Here is a 17,765-nt window from a genome sequence, read left to right as displayed (position 1 = left end):
ACGGGGCGGGGGCACCCGCTCGTCGCCCGTTCGCGGGGCGGCGTTCCGGGGCTGCTTGCCGCGTTGGGCTGCATTCCGGCCGGGCATGTGCCGGCGCCGTGTCACCGGCCGATGCCCCGCTGACCGGCCGCCTGGGCGTCCTGGCCGAAACTGCGGCGCCGCCGCTGCTGCTCCAACGCCACGCCGTAGAGGTGCAGGTGGCGCGCGGGCCCTGGGCCGGCCACGTGGATGGAGTGGACCTCATCCGGCAGCAGGGCGAGACCCCGGCCGGGTTCCACCGCGACTTCCCCCCGCAGGCGCAGCGGCGCCGGTGCCGTGTGGCCCGGTGGCTCCACGGGGTCGTAGAGCCGGTTCAGCACCTGTCCTTCCACCGCCACCACCACGGCCCAGGTGCCGTGGTCGTGCGGCGCCGTTTCCGTCCCGGGGTTCAGGACATGGAGGTCAAGGGCGAAGCGGCCGCCCACATCCCGCTGCAAGCGATGCCGGCGGCCACCTGGCCGACCCGGCGGCGGTGGCGGGAACTCGTCGGCCGGAAACAATCCCCTCTGCCCGGCCAGGGCCAGCAGGGCGGCCCGGATGGCATCCAGCCCGTCGCGCGTGACGCCCTGACGGGCCTCGATCCCGCGCACCTCGGCCATGGTGCGGCGGATGGCGAAGAGCCGCGAGGCCATCAGCTCCGATGCTTCCATCGCTCCATTCCTTCGGGAGGACCCCGCGAAACCTAGAACGCTTCGCGGCACGGCGGAAACGGCCGGCGCCCCTGGTGACGGCGGCGCTTCCGCGCCATCTCCACCGCATGTCCGCCACCCCCATCATCTTCGATCGCGCCCTGTTGCGGCGCCGCCGGGACCGCGCCGCTCCGGGCCTGCACCGCGTCGCGCCGGTCCTGGAGGATGCGGCGGAGCGGCTGCTGGACCGGCTGGACGACACCACGCGGCGCTTCTCGCGCGCCCTGGACCTGGGCGGACGGGGGGTGATCGCGCCGCGGCTGCGGGACCGCGGCATCGGCACGGTGGTGTCCATGGACCTGTCGCCCGCGACGGCGGCCCTGTCGGGCGGGATGGCGGTGGCGGGCGACGAGGAATGGCTGCCCTTCGCCGCCGGCAGCTTCGACCTGGTGGTGGCCAACCTGAGCCTGCACTGGGTCAACGACCTGCCCGGCGCGCTGATCCAGATCCGCCATGCCCTGGCGCCGGACGGCCTGTTCCTGGCGAGCCTGCCGGCCCTCGGCACGCTGCAATCCCTGCGCGAAGCCCTGGCCGCCAGCGAGGCGGAGCTGCGCGGCGGCGTGTCGCCGCGCGTGTCGCCCTTTCCGGAAGTGTCGGACGGCGCCGCCCTGCTGCAGCGCGCGGGCTTCGCCCTGCCGGTCGCGGATGCGGAGGTGATGCACCTGTCCTATCGCACGCCGCTGGCTCTGCTGCGCGACCTGCAGGCCGCCGGCGAGAGCAATGCCGTGGCGGCGCGGGACATTCGCCCGCCGCCTCGCGCCCTGTTGCCCGCGGCCCTGGCCCGCCTGACCGGCGAGGACGGCACGGTGGCGGCCACCCTGCGTCTGCTGACGCTGACGGGCTGGGCCCCCTCACCCGATCAGCCCAAGGCGGCCCGTCCCGGCAGCGCCACGGCCCGCTTGGCCGATGCGCTGGGCGCGGCCGAGCAGGGTACCGGCGAGGTCACGCCGTTCCGACGGCGGCATTGAGCGCCGGTCCGGCGCCATTCACGCCCCGCTCCGGCGATGCCGCTGCGCGCTGCCCCGGCGACACGTCGTGTAACCCGACGGCAAGGCGGTCCAGCCTCGCCATCGGGTGGAAGTTGCCGCCTCAGTCCAGGCGATAACGCGCGAAGATCATGCCGCGCGTTTCGTTCCAGTCCGCGGCACGGTCGTAGCGCAGCAGGGCCCCGATCCGCAGCGACGGGGTGACACTGTATTCCAGGTCCGCCCGCAGCCCGCCGGTCAGGTTGGTGGCGGATTGCGCGGCGTAGAAGGCGTTCTGCGGGTTGGTGGCCACGGCCTGGGCCTGCAAGCCCGGGTCGCGCGGGAAGAGCGGCGCGGCATCCTCCTTGTAGTTCGCCACGCCGATCACGCCGCCCAGCCGATAGGCCCAGTTCCCCACCCGCGCGCGGTAATCGACCGGCAGGTTGGCGGCGTAGTAGGATTGCGGGCTGAAGTAGCCGCCGTGGCCGAGGGTGAAGAGCCGCAGGTTCTTGTCGTAGGACTGGTAGACGAGGTCGAGCCCGGTGATCAGCTCCTCGTCGGGGCGGCGGAAAATGGGCGTGCTGAAGCCGGCCCCGGCCTCGATGCGGGTGTTGTCGGCGACGTGGTTGCCTTCGAAGCTGGAATAGCCGCCGCCGACGTAGAAGTTCGTGTCGCCCACGGAGAATTCGACCTGGCCGCGGCCGGTGTTGCGGACCACGCCGCCCCAGCGCTGCCCGTTGCGGTCGCGCATGCCGCTCCAGGACAGCAGGCTATCGGTCACGGCGCGACGCTCACCGACGATGCGCAGCCGCAGGTCACGCGCGAGTTCCGGGGCGATCTCGACGCCGCCCACCACGTTCTGCTGCTGAAAGCCTAGCGGAGTGGAGCCGATATCCGCCGCGAAGCCGGGACGGGTATAGCCCAGGCCGACAGCCACGCCGGTGGCGGTGGTGCTGCGCGGCGAGGCAGCCCGGCTGTCGGCGGCGGTGAGCACGTCATTCTGCCCGATCCGCAGCGGGTTGGTGCCGAAGCGGCGCAGCGTCCCGGCATCCTCGTTCAGGTCGCCGGAGTCGATGTTGTAGACCTGCGCCCGCACCGCGACCCGGCCGCCGAGCCCGGCGATCGGGGTGGAGACTTCGCCGCCCCCGGACACTTCCCGCAGGCGGTCGAGGCCGGCACTGCCGGTGCGCAAGCGGGCTCCGATGCTGGGCGTCAGGCGCGGCGCGGCTTCTTCGCGCACCTCCACGAGCTGGCGGGAAATGTCGTTGAGCAGCGGGTCGTTGACCGCCACACCGGTGGCGGCCGGCGGTTCCGCGAAAAGCTCGTTGCCGCCGGCCAGGGCCACGCGCCGGAACGGGTTCTGCGACACCGGCGCCAATGGGGTCGCCGCGGTAGGTTGCCGGGAAGCCTCTTCCTGCGGCGGCGCGGCACCGATCTGCGCCCGCCGCTGCTCGGCCGCCCGTTCCAGCGCCGCCCGGGCGCGGCGCGGGTCGCCCGAAGCCCGGGCCAGTCGGGCTTCCAGCACGGAAATCCGGGGGTCGTTGGGCATCAGCGCCTGCCCCTCGGTCAGCAGGGTTTCCGCCCGGCCCCATTGCCGAAGCGCCAGCGCCGCATCGGCGGCCGCGAGGCGGGCATCGGCATTGCGCGGGTCGCGGCCGAGCACCGCTTCGGCGATACGCTGCGCCTCCACCGGCTCGCGCGCGCCCTGGTAAAGGCGCGCGAGGGCCAGGTTGGCGGAGGGGTCCTGCGGCGCATTGCGCAGCGCCGGCAACAGCTGCTCGTAGGCACTGGCCTGGTCGCCGCGCTCGTTCAGCCGGTCGCTGGTGCGGACGGCCACGCCGGTGCGTAGCCCGTCCACCCGGCGGCGGTCATCGGCGGAGAGGCGGGGATCGGATTGCAGCGAGCGGATGATCTCCGCGGCCTCGGTTTCCTGCCCCGCCGCCAACAGGGCATCGGCCAGGGCGATGCGGCCCGCGGGCGCTGCCCCGCGGTTCACCGAAGCCGCCACGCGCGCCACCTCGGCCGCGCCGCGGACATCGCCGACATTGCTCAGCGCACGCACGGCCAGGGCCGCCGTTTCGCCGGTCGGGTCGGGTCGCGCGGCGATCTCCAGCAAGCGACGGCGGGCGTCTTCGGGACGGCCGTAGCGGGCCGGTTCCGCCGCCGCGGCGATCTCGCGCTGCAGCCGGGCGGTGCGCAGCAGCCGGTTCTGGTCGGCGTTGCGGAGCCGGTCGGGGATGCGCTCCACGTAGCGGGCCGCATCGGCCGTGCGGCCTTCCTCCTGCGCGAACAGCGCCGCGGCGTAGAGGTTGTCGGCGCTGGCATTGGTCTGCGCTGCTTCCTCGACGATGGCGCGGGCTTCCGCCGCATTGCCCTGGCGCAGCAGCGCGCGGGCGAGGTCGAGCCGCACCCAGGGATTGTTGGGGTTGGAGGCCTGCGCGCCCCGCAGCAGGGCGATGGCGGTGGCGGGATCCTCGCTGCGCTGGGCCTCGGCCCGCAGCTGTTCCGCCCGGGCCGCGCCGGTGGCCGCCGCGAAGGCGGGACCCCGGCGTGCGGCGAGCTCCTCGGCCTCGGCGAAGCGGCCTTGTGCCTGCAGGGCCTCGTACAGGCCGGACAGGGCACCGGGCAGGTCCGGACGGCGCGCCAGGGCAGCGCGGTAGCGCTGCTCCGCCCCGGCAGGATCACCGCGGCGCAGGGCGATGTCGCCCAGCAGGGTTTCCGCATCCGGCCGCTCGGCGCTGTCGCGGCGCACGGTCTGCTGCAGCGCGGCTTCGGCCTGGTCGATCTGACCGCGGCCGATCTGGTTGCGCGCGGCGTTGACCTCGCCGCTGGCGGTGGAGCCGGCCAGGGCCTGGCCCCACTTGCGCCGGCCCTCCTGCGGGTCCGCGGCAATGGCACGGGTCAGGAGCTGGCGCGCATCGTTGTTGCGCCCCTGCCGCAGCCGCACGATGCCGAGACCGCCCAGTGCGTCGGAATCCTCCGGAACCTGCGCCAGCACCGCCTCAAAAGCCTGCTGCGCCTGGGCGAGCCGGCCGGCATTGAGCGCGGTGAAGCCTTCCTGCCGCTGCGCGCCGAGGAGGTCCTGCGGCGAGCGCACCGGGTTGCGCGCCGCGGCCAACTGGTTCTGCGCTGCCGTGTCGTTGGGGAAGCGCTGGAGGTAGTTCTCCAGCTCCGGGATCGCCGCGGGATTGCTGCCCTGGTAGCTCAGGGCGTCGCGCCAGGCGGCACTGGCGGCCTGGGCCGTATCCGGGTTCTGCGACAGTTGCCGCAGGCGACGGATGCCTTCTTCGCGGGAGCCTTCGCGCCAGGTCAGCACCTGCGCGTAGGCGAGCTGCAGGCGCCGGTCATTGGGGTTGCGCTCCGCCAGCCGCGCCAGTCCGTTGCGGGCTTCCGCGTAGCCCTCCTGGGTTCCCGCAAGGGCCTGGTAGTATTCGACCGCATAGGCATCCGGGGGCGTGGTGCCGCGGAACAGCTCGCGGTAGCGCGTCACCGCCGTTCCCTGCTGCCCGGCCTGTGCCAGCCGACGCGTTTCCGCGAGCTGGGCCGGATCGATGCTGGCGCCGCGGACGGCGAGTTCGGCCCGTCCCAGGCGCGGATCGGCGGGCGCCTGCTGCCGCAATCTGGCGAGGTACTGGTCCGCCGCTGCCCGGTTGCCCTGCTCGGCCTGCGCCTGGGCGGCGCCTGCCAGCGCGTCGGCATTGTTGGGATCGGAGCTCAGCACGCGTTCCAGCGTGCGCAGCACCTGATCGGGCCGGTTCTGCGACCGCCAGTAGTTCGCCTGGTCGAGCAGCACCTGGACGCCGCGATCCTGGGCCTGCGCTGCGACCGGCGTGGCGAAGGCGGCCGAGGCCAGGAGGAGGTGGCGAAGCGTCCTCATGGGTGGCGCGCCCGCAGCCGGGTGGCCGCTCGTCGTCGCATCGCCCAATAGGCAGGGATGGCGAGCAGCAGCGCTGCCCCCACCAGCAGGGCGAGGATCAGGTCAGGCCGATGCCCGAGGTAGAGCTGGGGCCAGAGCCAGATCGGCAAGGAGCCGACAGAGTAGTCCCGGCTGATGCGGAAGGCTTCCACCCGCCCACCGGACAGCAGGGCCACGTCGCCCTGGATGCGCGGCTGCTGTTCGGGGTCGCGCAGTGCGGCCAGCATGGCTTCCATTCCCTGCGGCGAGGTGCCGGTGAGAGCGAGGACGGACCGGCCTTCGCGCAGCGGGCTCTGGAAGCCCAGCAGCATGCCCTGCCCCTCGCCACCCGTGGAGATCACGCTGCTCAACCGTTCCCGGTCGCGCAAACGATCATCCGACAGGAAGAGGTTGCGGAACTGGTCCAATGCATCCGGCAGGGCCACGGTCAGGCGGTTGCCTTCCAGCGTCACTGGGCCGTCGCGCAGCAGCTGGGTCAGCGCCGGGACCCGGTTCAGTGCCCCCACCACCAGCAAGTCCTTGCCCGCGACCTGTTCCAGCCCGCCGGAGCGGACCACCTCGATCTTGGTGGCGGCATAGCCGACATTGGCGGCCAGCCGGCCCACCAGCGCCATGGTCGCCGACAGCTCCAAGGAATTCATCCGCTCCGGCACCACCAGGGCGGTTTCCGAGAAGTCGGCCATGCGCGTGTAGGGAAAGCCGGAGCTGGCAAAGAAGGCCAGGTTCGGCAGGGTGGTGAAGCGATGCGCGCGGGACAGGTCGATCGTGCTGTCCGGGTCGATGCCGGCACGCACGTCGCCGGGCACGGCGGTGCAGTCGCCGCGGTTCAGCGGCCGCATGTCGAAGCGCAGCTGCAGGTCGTTGAGGCCGAAGACCAGGTAGGGCGGCAGCCCGGCGGAACCCTCGACCACGTCGGCGGAGAAAGGCCGGCCGATCTGGCGGGCAATCCAGTTCCAGGGCCAGCCCGGCTCGGGCTCCCGCAGCGGCAGCGACTTCAGGTAGTTGCCGTTCAGCGACACGTCCAGCCGCGACACGGCCAGGTCCACCACCGGGCCAGGGGGCGAGCGGTAGCGCAGGTCCACCGGCAGCGGCCGCTGGCGCCAGGTGTAGACGTCCGGCGCGGTGCGGAAGGGAATGGCGATGTTGCCGGGCGCGAAGCCGAAGGATTGCAGCTCCGACGGGTCCATCAGTTCGCCGAAGCGGACCGGGCGGTCGATGCGGATCCAACGCGGCGCGTCGTAGGGCACGCGCGGCGCGAGCTCGGGGGCGGAGACCACCGCCCGCTCGCCCGACAGCGCCTGCCGGCCGGCGGCCAGGGCCTGGGCAGCGGTCACCACCTCGGCGCCGGAACGGCCGCCGATCACCAGCAGCAGCCCGTCGGGGTCCGAGGGGTTGGGCAGCAGCGCCAGGCTGGGACCTTCCGGCCGCGGCAAGCCCAGGCCGGTGCTGGCCTCGGCGGTCGGCGCGATCACCACGGCGTTGCCGCGCGCCGGCACGGTGGCCGAGGCCGGGAAGCTGGCGCCGCGGTAGTCCGCCTGCACCGCGAACCAGGAGGACGCGATCACCGCCGCGCGCAGCACGTCGTTGCCAGCTGCGTCCGGCACCACCACCGGCAGCACCAGCGGTTCCCGCTGCAGGCGCGCGTCGAAGAAGGGTTCCGGCAGCCGCGCCAGGTCGCGCGGCAGCGGCAGCCGCTCCGTGGTCACCTGCAAGGTGGAAAGGTCGGAGATGGTGGACCACAGCAGGCCCGAGAGCGGGTCGTTGCATTCCACCGCGTAGCGGCCGGTGAAGCGGAAGTTCAGCCGGTTGCTGTCGGTGAAGAACACCGGATTGATCGGGAACTCCAGCGGCCCGAAGGCCGGACGGGCGCGATCGGGCGTGACCGTGCCGACGAACTGCTCGTTCATCGTGATGGCGATCTGCGACAGTTCCGGGATCAGCGCCGGGCTGCTGGCGCCCTGGATCACCAGCTTGGCGTCCGTCACCACCTCGTCGGCGCGCAGCCCGAACAGGATGCCCTGCAGATCGGTGGTGCCGCGCAGCTGCATCGGGCTGCGCAGCCCGAGCTGGCGCAGTGTCCGTGTGGCCTGCCGTGCCCCCTCGGCCGGCGGCGGGATCGCCGCGGGAAGGGTGGCGGGAAGACCGGCCGCCGATGGCGGGTTGTTGGGCAAAGGCGCGGGCGCCGCGGCGCCGAGACCCGGCGGTGGCGGCGCGAGCAGCGCCGGTTCCGGAGCGGGAGCCGGCGCCGGCGCCGCGGGCTGTGCGGGTGGCGTGGCGTTGCGCGCCGGCGCGTTGCGGCCCTGGGCCGAGGCGGCCGCGGGAACGCCGAGCCCGAGGCCGAGCCCGATCAGCAGCGCGGCCGCACGCTGGGCACGGGACGCGACCGGCCCGGCATTGGCCGCGGGCAGCGAGGTGGCGGGGCGCGCCTGGTTCCTGCGTGTCCGCTTCCGCGTGAACTGGCTGTCGCCGCGGAACAGGCCACGAATGCTCACCGCAACCTCCCACAGCGCGCGCAACGGCCGATCGCGGCGGTTGCGGTCCCAGTCCACCCAACTGTCGGCGCGGCCCAGCACGATGCGGGTGACATTGCCCTCATCGCGCACGTCCTGCGGCGCGAAGCGCAGCTGCGCACGGCCGCTGCGCCAGCGCAGCATCTCGCCCGGCACGGCCACGCGCTCCGGCCCCAGGTCCACCTCCAGGGTCACGGCAGCGTTTTCCGGGACATCGTCGGGACGGTCCACTTCCAGCGCCGCACCACCGAGCGACATGTCCAGGGTGCGACCTTCCAGGACCCGCCCGTCGGCCAGGATCACCGTCGCCGGAACCACCACGCCGACCCGGGAACGCTCGCGCACCTGGCGCCGCTCACGGCCCACGGCAATGCCGGCCGACACGATGAAGAAGGAAAGGGAGATCCACAGCGTGTTCAGCGCATAGGCCTGGAATTCCAGTGTGCCGTAGCCGCTGCTCCACATGCCGTAGAGACCGAGCACCATGCCCAGCGCCAGCACGCCGGCCAGGGCGGCGTTGGGGCCCACGGCGCGCATGTCGAAGAAGCCCTCATCCAGCACGCCACCCTTGGCGGTCACGTTGAACTTGCCCTTGCGCGGATCCAGCAGCGTGGCCAACACCACGGGCAGCAGCCACATCGTCAGCACCGTCTCGTAGATCTCCGACCAGAAGGAATGGCGCACCGAGCCCTGCAGCCGGCTGTTGGTGGCCACGGCATGCACCACGTGCGGGCCGGCATAGGCCACGATGGCCAGCGGCGAGGCGGCGATCAGGTTCTGGCCGAACATCAGGAAGGCCAGGGGCGCGGTGAGGAACACGAAACGCGGCACCGGGAACAGGAAGTGCCACATGGAGGAGACATAGCAGAAGCGCTGCGTCAGGTTCAGGCCGGGCCCCATCAGCGGGTTGTCCACCCGGAAGATCTGCACCATGCCACGGGCCCAGCGCAGACGCTGGCCGATATGGGCCACCAGCCGCTCCGTCGCCAGACCGGCTGCCAGCGGCAGGCGGATATAGGCGGTGTGCCAGCCCAGCCGCGCCATCTTCAGCGAGCAGTGGCAGTCCTCGGTGACCGTTTCGTGCGGCACGCCGCCCACCTGTTCCAGCGCGGTGCGGCGCAGCAGGGCGCAGGAGCCGCAGAAGAAGGCGGCGTTCCACATGTCGTTGCCCGGCTGGATCAGCCCGTAGAACAACAGCCCCTCGTTGGGCACGCGCTGGCCCGAGGCGAGGTTCCGTTCGAAGGGGTCGGGGCTGTAGAAATGGTGCGGCGTTTGCAGCACCGCGATGCGGCGGTCGCGCAGCATCCAGCCCACCGTCATCTGCAGGAAGGCGCGCACGGGGACGTGGTCGCAGTCGAAGATGGCGATGTATTCGCCCTTGGTCTGCGTCAGCGCGTGGTTGATGTTGCCGGCCTTGGCGCCCTTGTTGTCGGGGCGGATCAGGTAGCCGCAGCCGATATCCTCGGCGAACTGGCGGAACTCTTCCCGCCGGCCGTCATCGAGGATGTAGACGTTCATCTTGTCGCGCGGCCAGTCCATCGCCAGCGCGCCGAAAACCGAGGGTTTCACCACCGCCAGGGATTCATTGTAGCTGGGGATGTAGACGTCGATCACCGGCCAATCGTCGGGATCGGCCGGCAGCGGCACCGGCTTGCGCTCCAGTGGCCAGACCGACTGCAGGTAGGACAGTAGCAGCGCGATCACGGCGTAGATCTCGGCCAGCAGCAGACCGGTACCGAGAAACGTCGCCCAGAGGCCGGAAAAGTCCAGCGTATCCGTCAGCCGCCAATAGATGTAGCGGGTCGAGATCAGCACGGAAAGCATCACCAGGAAGAAGCTCGCCGTCCGGCCTTTCAGGCGCGACGCCATCAGGAACACCAGGAAGCCCGCCAGGGCGAGCCAGGCCTGCTGCTCGGCTTCCAGGGGCGCCACCACGAAGGGCAGGCCGATCCCCACGCCCAGGATGGCCAGGAGCACGCCGGTCGCGGTGCAGCGCGGCAGCAGCGTGCGGGACAGGCGGGCCATGGCGCTCATCGGCTCCCCCAGGCGAAGGTGTTGTTCGGCTGCGCGGTGGGCAGCGCGGCGAGAAGGGCTTGCGTCACTTCGATCAGGTCCGAGGCGGCGCGCGAACGCGGCGCGTGGTCGAGCAGCAGACGCTGGCAGGCCAGGGCCTCGGCCACGCCTTCCTCCTGGCTGACGGCGCCGAGCAGCCGCGGTCCGACATGGCGGGCCACAGCCTCGGCCGAGGCGCGCGACAGGCGCGATTGCAGGTCCACGGCGTTGATCAGCACACGCAGCCGCTGCGCGACCAGCGCGGAGGTCGGGCCGTCCCCGACGAAGCGGCCGCTCTCGATCTCCGGCACCAGGGCGGCGCCCATGGCCTCGGCCTTCAGGACGCAGACCACGATGCTGGCCAGCGGTGCCAGGGCGGCGAAGGCCAGGGACGGCCCGGGCGGCATGTCGGCGATCACCAGCAGCGCGGGATCCGACAGCAGCGCCCGCATCGGGGCGGCCAGCAATTCCGGCTGACGGGACAGCACCGCCGACAGCGTCAGCGCCTGCTGCATGTCCACTCCGCCATGGGGCAGCAGCATCACGCCCGACGGCGTTTGCCGCATGGAACGGCGCCAGTCCGGCGGTTTCGGCAGGGCAGCCAGCCACCCTTCCCCATCCGTCATCGGCACGCCGAAATGCAGCCGCAGGGCATTCTGCGGGTCGAAATCCATGGCCAGCACCCGGCGCCCCTGCCGGTGCAGCGCATGGGCCACGTTGGCCGCCAGAGTCGTTTTCCCGACCCCTCCTTTTGGAGAGGCGAAGCAGATCAGTGGCACGTCAGAAGGGCCTCGACGTTGCCGGACCGGCTTGCGCCACCGCGCGCAGCCTTTCCGTCAGGCTGGGTTGTCCGTTCCGGTCCGCCGCCCCGCCGGGTGCGGCCTGCTGGCTGGCCATGGCCTGGTCCAGGGCTTCGAACAGGCTGTAATCCGCGGGCGCGAACTCGGGCGGGTTCCAGACCGGGGGCGGCGCCGGACGGGGAGGCGGCGCGGCAGCCGGCACCATCATGGCCGGCCAGGCGGGAGCAGGCGCCGGGTAGGCCTGAACGACCGGCGGCATCCCGACCGGCATCCACGCCATCGGCGGGGGCTGCATCGGCGCAGCCATGACCCAGGAAGGCGGCGGCCCGGGCCAGGGGGCCGGCGCGCCGGACCAGGACGGCGGGGCTGCCCAGTTCGGCGCAGGGGGCGGCGGATTCGCGGGCCAGTTCATCGCGGCGTATGGTGGCGCAGGGGGGGGCGGTGCGGCCCAGCCCTGCGGGGCAGCCCCGGGGAAGTTCGGCTGCGTCGGCAATGGCAGCACGTTGGGATTTCCAGCCCAGTGATTCGCAGCGGGCGGAGGGGCCGGCCGCTCCGGCACTGCAGCGGAGGACCAGGCCGAAGGACCGGCAGGGACACTTGCCGACGCAGGCGCGGGTGTTTCGATCCGATTCTGGGCAACACTCCCACCCTGCGGCGCGGCCGGGGCAACAGCGGCCACGCGCGGTGGTGCCGCGGCCTGTTCCACCGCGGAAAGGGGCTGCGGCGCTGCCGGCGGTGCGCTGACCTGAGCGGAGGGCAACTCGGCCGCCGGGGGCGGAGCCTCCACGGGCCGCGGCGGAGGCACGCGCCGAACCGCCTCATTGCCGAAGCTGCGATACTTCAGCCCGGGTGCGCCCAGTACCGCCGCTACCCGTTCAACGTCAGGTTCGAATGACATGCTCAACCTGCTTCAGAGTTGTTGCATGATGGCACAACCCAGATGAAGGATCATGTTCCTTTCGTGCCCGGAGTTGTGATTCGATGCTTTGTGACCCGGAAACTACGGTCATCGCGTCGCTAGTGAGCCAGTAAGTTCCTGGCGGGCCAGGGTAGCGAGCATTGCGAGGGCGGCAGAGTAGTAGTTGCTGGCTTCCTGTCCAACTCGTGGTGGTGGTAGCACGGCTCCCACCCCGGATGCCTCCACTGCCAGCCGCGCGATCGCGCGCATCCCCGGCAGGGCGGCATAGGGCGCCAGCGCCCCGGTCTGCAGGTCCACCCAGGCCGGGGGTCCCTGGGCGAAGCTGCGGGCCCAGTATCGTGCCGGGCCGATCAGCCCCGGCTCCTCCGTCAGGTTGGACCAGGCCAGCCAGAGCGGCAGGCGGACCGCGTCGAAGGAGAATCGTGCTGGCCACCCCGCCGCGGGGGTGAGTGCGCCATTGCTCCGAGATACCGCGACCCAGTCGGCGGGCAACTCCCAGGTGCCGAAGCGCGCGGCGCGCAGCAGACGCAGCCCGTCCGCCGCGAGATCCAGCCACATCCGGTCGGGCAAGGCAGCGGCCACGGTACGAAGCATGGGAAAGGCGTAGTAGGATGGGTTGATCACCACTTCGCCCGGCCGCTCGAACCCTTCCAGCCCAGGCAGCAGCAGCAGCGTCCCCTCCACCCGCCGCACCAGGAGGCGCAGGATATCCTGGCCGATGGCACGGCCATCCTCGACCCAGTTCGGCTGGCGCCAAGCCGTTCCGGCCTCGATCAGCGCCGCGGCGATGAACAGGTCGCCGTCGGTGGCATTGTTCCCGTCGGCCGGCAGCGGCGGCCGGCCGGGCTGCCAGCGCCAGTTGTGCAGACGGTCGCCCGGCCGTCCCATGTTTCGCCGCGTCCAGCCATGGATGCGCTCGAAGGCCGGCTGGTCATCGGCACGCACCGCGAAGAGCATGCCCCAGCCCTGCCCTTCGGAATGCGACACGTCGCCGTTCTGCGGGTCCACCACGCGGCCATCGGACTGCAGGAAACGTTGGGCGAAGTTGCTCCAGCGCAGCTGCACCGGGTCCGCTGCCTCGGCCACGCCCGGCACCAGCAGGGCTGCTGCGCTGCCCAACACGTCGCGCCTGCAGGGAAGGAAATGCACGACCCCATGGTGCATGCCTGTCCAGTTTTTGCAACCTGGGATAGAAGAACTTACCCGATCCGCCGGGCGGGCCGATCCTGCCGAGACATTGCTCGCCCGGTGTGCCGGTTGACGACGCCACTCCCGGCAAGGCGGCGGTCACGGTAGAAGGGGCCGGACAGGATCACCACGATCCCAGGGAGAAGCCATGTCACACCCCTTGCTGCCGACCTCGCTGGTCGGCTCCTATCCGCAGCCGGACTGGCTGATCGACCGGGCGAACCTGGCCGGCCGCTTCCCGCCGCGGGTGCGCGCCAGGGAACTGTGGCGCGTCGCCCCGGACTACCTGGAACAGGCGCAGGACGACGCCACCATCCTGGCGATCCGCGAGCAGGAACGCGCCGGGCTGGACATCATCACCGATGGTGAGATGCGACGGGAAAGCTATTCCAACCGCTTCGCCACGGCGCTGGACGGGGTGGATCTGGACAACCACGGCGTCGGGCTGGACCGCAGCGGCCACCCCAACCCCGTGCCGCGCGTGACCGGGCGCATCCGGCGCCGCCACGCGGTGGAAGCGCGCGACGTGGCCTTCCTGCGCGCCAACACGGACCGGATGATCAAGATCACCGTGCCCGGCCCCTTCACCATGTCGCAGCAGGCGCAGAACGACTTCTACGCGACCGAGGAAGAGATGGCCCTCGACTACGCCGAGGCCGTCAATGCCGAGATCCGGGACCTGTTCGCGGCCGGCGCCGACATCGTGCAGATCGACGAGCCCTACATGCAGGCGCGGCCCGAGAAGGCGCGGCAGTACGGGCTCAAGGCGGTGAACCGCGCGCTGGAGGGCATCACCGGCCGCACGGCGCTGCACATCTGCTTCGGCTACGCGCACGTCATCCACGCGCGGCCGGAAGGCTATTCCTTCCTGCCGGAGCTGGCGGATTGCTGCGTGCAGGAAGTCTCCATCGAGACGGCGCAGTCCAACCTCGACACTTCCGTGCTGGAGAAGCTGCGCGGCAAGACCATCATCCTCGGCGTGCTCGACCTGTCCAACCCGGAAATCGAGACGCCCGGCACGGTGGCGACGCGCATCAAGCGCGCCCTGCCGCATGTCGACGTGGACAAGGTGATCGTGGCGCCGGATTGCGGCCTGAAGTACCTGCCGCGCGAGGTCGCCTTCGGCAAGATGCAGGCGATGGTGGCCGGCACCAAGCTGGTGCGCGAGGAACTGGAAGGCCGCAAGGCGGCCTGACGGCGAACAGGATGGCGGCCCGGCCTACCGGGCCGCCGCCTCACGCGGGCCGTCGCGCCCTCGGCTTCCGGAGGGCCGCGGATCGCGGCCCATCCGCCCTCAGGCCGCGCTGGGCAGCACTACGCCCTTGCGCGACACGCCGAGGTGCCGTTCCAGCACCGAAGGGTCGGCGCGCAGCGCGGCGCTGGTGTCGGCATGCACGATGCGGCCCCGTTCCAGGATCACCGCGTCGTCGGTGACGCCCAGGATCTTGTGGGCGTGCTGTTCCACCACCATCGCCGACACACCCTCGTCGCGGATGATGCGGCGCAGGGCAGCCAGCAACTCGTCCACGATGATCGGGGCGAGGCCCTCGGTGGGCTCGTCGAGCAGCAGCAGCCGCGGGTTCAGCACCAGGGCACGGCCCACCGCCAGCATCTGCTGCTCGCCGCCGGAAAGCTGGTCGCCCATATTGCGGCGCCGCTCCTGCAGGCGCGGGAACATCGCGTAGACCTTGGCCACGTTCCACGGCCCGGGGCGTGCCACCGCGGTCAGGTTCTCCTCCACCGTGAGCGACTTGAAGATGTTGCGCTCCTGCGGCACCCAGCCCACGCCGACGCCCGCGCGCTGCTCCGCCGGCATGCGGCCGATCTCCTGCCCACCCAGGCGGATGCTGCCACCGAAGCGGCGGGTCACCCCGACGATGGTGTTCAGCAGCGTGGTCTTGCCCATGCCGTTGCGCCCCAGCACGGCCATGGACCGGCCTTCCGCCAGGGACAGGGACATGTTGTGCAGCACGGCCGCGGCGCCATAGCCGGCGGACAGGCCCTCGACGGCCAGGATGTCAGCCATGATCGCCCTCCCCCAGATAAACCTCGCGCACGCGGGGGTCGTTGGCGACCTCCTCCACCGTGCCTTCCATCAGCAGCCCGCCGGACACCAGCACGGAAATGCGGTCGGCGAAGCGGAACACCAGGTCCATGTCGTGCTCGATCAGCAGCACGGACACATCGCTCGGCAGGGCCGCCACGGTGGCCAGGATACCCTCGCGCTCGGCTTCCGGCACGCCGGCGGCTGGTTCGTCCAGCAGCAGCACGCGGGGGCGGCAGGCGATCGCCACGGCAATCTCCACCAGCCTCTGCCGCCCGTAGGGCAGCGAGCCGACGCGCTCGCCCATCACGTCGCCCAGGCGGAACTGTTCCAGGATGTCGGCGGCTTCCTCCACCACGGCGGGGCGGCTGCCCATGGTGCGCCACCACTGCGCGCTCAGCCCCAGGCGCTGCGATACCGCCAGCCCCACCGTGTCCAGCGGCGTCATGGCGGGAAACAGCTGGTTGATCTGGAAGGTGCGGGCCAGGCCGCGCGCCACGCGGCGTTCCGGCGGCAGGGCGGTGATGTCCTCCCCGTCGAGGAGGATGGTGCCGCTGGTGGGCGCCAGCACGCCGGTCAGCAGGTTGATCAGCGTGGTCTTGCCCGCGCCGTTGGGGCCGATCAGCGCGTGGCGGCTGCCGCGCTCCAGCCGCAGGCTGACGTCGTTGGTGGCCTTCAAACCGCCGAAGGAGCGATTGAGGTGGACGGTTTCCAGCGCCGGCGCGGCGGCCGGCTGTTGCAGCGCGGCGCTCATTCCGCAGGCTCCTGCACGGGGGTCGGCGCCGGCCGGCGGCGCAGGCGGGACGGCCACTGCGCCATGCGGTCGCGGCCCACCAGCACCAGTACCACCAGCACCAGCCCGATCCAGAACTGCCAGTACTGCGGCGTCAGCACGGACAGCGTGTCCTGCATCAGCTTGAACACCACCGCGCCCAGCAGGCCGCCATACAGCCAGCCGATGCCGCCGATCACCAGCACCAGCAGGATGTCCGCGGAACGGTGGAAGGCCAGCACGTCCAGCGACACGAACTGCGTGGTCTGCGCCAGCAGCGCCCCGGCAATGCCCGCGATCCCGGCGCCCACCGTATAGGCCGCGATAAGCCGCCGGTTCACGGGCACGCCGATGGCGCCGGCGCGCAGCGGGTTGCCCTTCACCGCGCGCAGCGCCCAACCGAAGGGCGAATGGACGATGCGCCGCACCACCAGGAACACCACGAACAGGGTGACGAGGCTGTATACAGCCGCCACCTTGCCGCCGAGGTCGAACTCGAACAGGCCGAGGATCGGGCCGACCTCCATGCCCTGCAAGCCGTCGGCGCCGCCGGTCAGCCAGCTGACGCGATTGGCGACCTCGTAGAGCACGGAGGCGACGCCCAGCGTCACCATCAGCTTGGTAAGGTCCGAGCCGCGCAGCACTAGGAAGCTGGTGGCGCCGCCTAGCAGCGTCGCCGCGCCCCATGCCAGCACCAGCCCCAGCAGCGGGTCGGGCAGGCCGCGCACCGCGGCAATGCCGGCGACATAGGCGCCGAGGCCGAAGAAAGCGGCGTGGCCCAGCGACAGGATGCCGGCATAGCCGAGCACGAGGTCCAGGGAGAGGGCGAAGAGCGCGGTGATCGCGATCTCGCTGATCAGCAGGTAGCGGTCGGGAAACAGGAAGAAGGCTGCGGCCACCAGCGCCCAGACGGCGAATTCCGCCGGGTGCCAGCGCGACAGGCCCGCCAGCTGTGCGGCGGCGCGCTCGCGCAGGGAGGAACGGGCGCCGCTCATCGGGTGGTCACCCGGCCGAACAGGCCCTGCGGGCGCCAGATCAGCACGACGATCATCACGGTGTAGATCACGAAGGCTCCGAAGGCCGGCACGTAGTATTTCCCGGCCACGTCGGCGATGCCCAGCAGCATGGAGGCCAGGAAGGCCCCGCCGATGGAGGCGGTGCCGCCCACGGTGACCACGATCAGGAAGTAGATCATGAACTTCAGCGGAAAGGTCGGGTCCAGCCCGAGGATCTCCGCCCCCAGCGCGCCGCCCAGCCCGGCGAGGCCGGAGCCCACCGCGAAGGTCACGGCGAAAACGAGGTTGACGTTGATGCCCATCCCCCGCGCCACCCGCGGGTCGTCCACCGCCGCGCGCAGCCGGCTGCCGAAGCGCGTCCGCGCCAGGCCGAGATGCAGCGCCAGCGCGATGGCGGCGCACACGCCGATGATCAGCAGGCGGTAGGCGCCCATGCTGACGCCGGCGACCTCGAAGCGGGCGCGCAGGAAGGCGGGAACCTCGATGAACTGCTGCTGCGAGCCCTGGGTGTAGTCCACCAGCGCCATGGCCATGAACACCAGCCCGATGGAAAACAGCACCTGGTCGAGGTGGCTGCGGGCATAGATGTGGACGTAGAGCGTCCGCTCCAGCAGGGCGCCCAGCGCGGCCGAGACCAGGAAGCACAGGGGCAGCGCCGCCAGGAAGGGCACGCCCCAGCGGTTCACCAGCAGCACCCCGGCATAGCCGCCCGCCATGGCGAAGGCGCCGTGGGCGAGGTTCACGAGGTTCATCAGCCCCAGCGTGACGGCCAGGCCGCAGGCCAGGATGAACAGCACCATCCCGTAGGCGAGGCCGTCGAACAGGACGGTCAGCATAACACGGTCTTCCTCACTG

Annotated in this window: 12 protein-coding genes; 2 read left to right on the top strand and 10 right to left on the bottom strand. The window is 71.6% G+C overall.

Annotation, left to right across the window (positions count from 1 at the left end; genetic code table 11):
• Positions 1–101: 101 nt before the first annotated feature.
• Positions 102–689, bottom strand: a complete 588-nt coding sequence (locus ACLIBK_RS10625; protein ID WP_415387225.1) for a cysteine dioxygenase — start codon at positions 687–689, stop codon at positions 102–104.
• Positions 690–796: 107 nt separating this feature from the next.
• Here ACLIBK_RS10625 and ACLIBK_RS10620 point away from each other — a divergent pair, with 107 nt between their 5' ends.
• The gene (locus ACLIBK_RS10620) at positions 797–1,696 is read left to right on the top strand and encodes a methyltransferase domain-containing protein (protein WP_415387224.1); all 900 of its coding nucleotides are present in this window, start codon (positions 797–799) and stop codon (positions 1,694–1,696) included.
• Between the two features lie 121 nt (positions 1,697–1,817).
• On the opposite strand, the gene ACLIBK_RS10615 is transcribed toward ACLIBK_RS10620, so the two are convergent.
• The 5 genes from ACLIBK_RS10615 to ACLIBK_RS10595 all read right to left on the bottom strand — a co-directional run bounded on the left by ACLIBK_RS10615 (position 1,818) and on the right by ACLIBK_RS10595 (position 13,009).
• Positions 1,818–5,570, bottom strand: a complete 3,753-nt coding sequence (locus tag ACLIBK_RS10615; protein WP_415387223.1) for a cellulose synthase subunit BcsC-related outer membrane protein — start codon at positions 5,568–5,570, stop codon at positions 1,818–1,820.
• Positions 5,567–10,153, bottom strand: a complete 4,587-nt coding sequence (bcsA, locus tag ACLIBK_RS10610) for a UDP-forming cellulose synthase catalytic subunit (protein ID WP_415387222.1) — start codon at positions 10,151–10,153, stop codon at positions 5,567–5,569. The genes ACLIBK_RS10615 and bcsA overlap by 4 nt, the downstream gene beginning before the upstream one ends.
• Positions 10,150–10,950, bottom strand: coding sequence for a cellulose synthase operon protein YhjQ/BcsQ (locus ACLIBK_RS10605; protein WP_415387221.1), 801 nt, complete (start codon positions 10,948–10,950; stop codon positions 10,150–10,152). The genes bcsA and ACLIBK_RS10605 overlap by 4 nt, the downstream gene beginning before the upstream one ends.
• Before the next feature lies 1 nt (position 10,951).
• Positions 10,952–11,230, bottom strand: a complete 279-nt coding sequence (locus ACLIBK_RS10600) for a hypothetical protein (RefSeq protein ID WP_415387220.1) — start codon at positions 11,228–11,230, stop codon at positions 10,952–10,954.
• A gap of 747 nt (positions 11,231–11,977) precedes the next feature.
• On the bottom strand, positions 11,978–13,009 hold the full coding sequence (locus tag ACLIBK_RS10595; protein WP_415387219.1) for a glycosyl hydrolase family 8: 1,032 nt from the start codon (positions 13,007–13,009) through the stop codon (positions 11,978–11,980).
• A 217-nt stretch (positions 13,010–13,226) separates the two neighbouring features.
• Between ACLIBK_RS10595 and ACLIBK_RS10590 the strand changes: the two genes are divergently transcribed.
• Positions 13,227–14,273, top strand: a complete 1,047-nt coding sequence (locus ACLIBK_RS10590) for a uroporphyrinogen decarboxylase family protein (RefSeq protein WP_415387218.1) — start codon at positions 13,227–13,229, stop codon at positions 14,271–14,273.
• A 99-nt stretch (positions 14,274–14,372) separates the two neighbouring features.
• Here ACLIBK_RS10590 and ACLIBK_RS10585 read toward each other — a convergent pair whose 3' ends face one another.
• Genes ACLIBK_RS10585 through ACLIBK_RS10570 form a run of 4 tightly spaced genes read right to left on the bottom strand, consistent with a single transcriptional unit; the run spans position 14,373 to position 17,746 of the window.
• Positions 14,373–15,104, bottom strand: coding sequence for an ABC transporter ATP-binding protein (locus tag ACLIBK_RS10585; RefSeq protein ID WP_415387217.1), 732 nt, complete (start codon positions 15,102–15,104; stop codon positions 14,373–14,375).
• Complete coding sequence (locus ACLIBK_RS10580) at positions 15,097–15,876, bottom strand: ABC transporter ATP-binding protein (RefSeq protein ID WP_415387216.1); 780 nt, start codon at positions 15,874–15,876, stop codon at positions 15,097–15,099. The genes ACLIBK_RS10585 and ACLIBK_RS10580 overlap by 8 nt, the downstream gene beginning before the upstream one ends.
• Positions 15,873–16,889, bottom strand: a complete 1,017-nt coding sequence (locus ACLIBK_RS10575) for a branched-chain amino acid ABC transporter permease (RefSeq protein WP_415387215.1) — start codon at positions 16,887–16,889, stop codon at positions 15,873–15,875. The genes ACLIBK_RS10580 and ACLIBK_RS10575 overlap by 4 nt, the downstream gene beginning before the upstream one ends.
• Entirely contained in the window at positions 16,886–17,746 is an 861-nt protein-coding gene (locus tag ACLIBK_RS10570) for a branched-chain amino acid ABC transporter permease (protein ID WP_415387214.1), read from the bottom strand. The genes ACLIBK_RS10575 and ACLIBK_RS10570 overlap by 4 nt, the downstream gene beginning before the upstream one ends.
• Positions 17,747–17,765 lie beyond the last annotated feature (19 nt).

This window comes from Roseomonas sp. BN140053, assembly GCF_047690175.1.
Taxonomy (GTDB): domain Bacteria; phylum Pseudomonadota; class Alphaproteobacteria; order Acetobacterales; family Acetobacteraceae; genus Roseomonas.
This window is presented reverse-complemented; position numbering and strand designations above follow the sequence as displayed.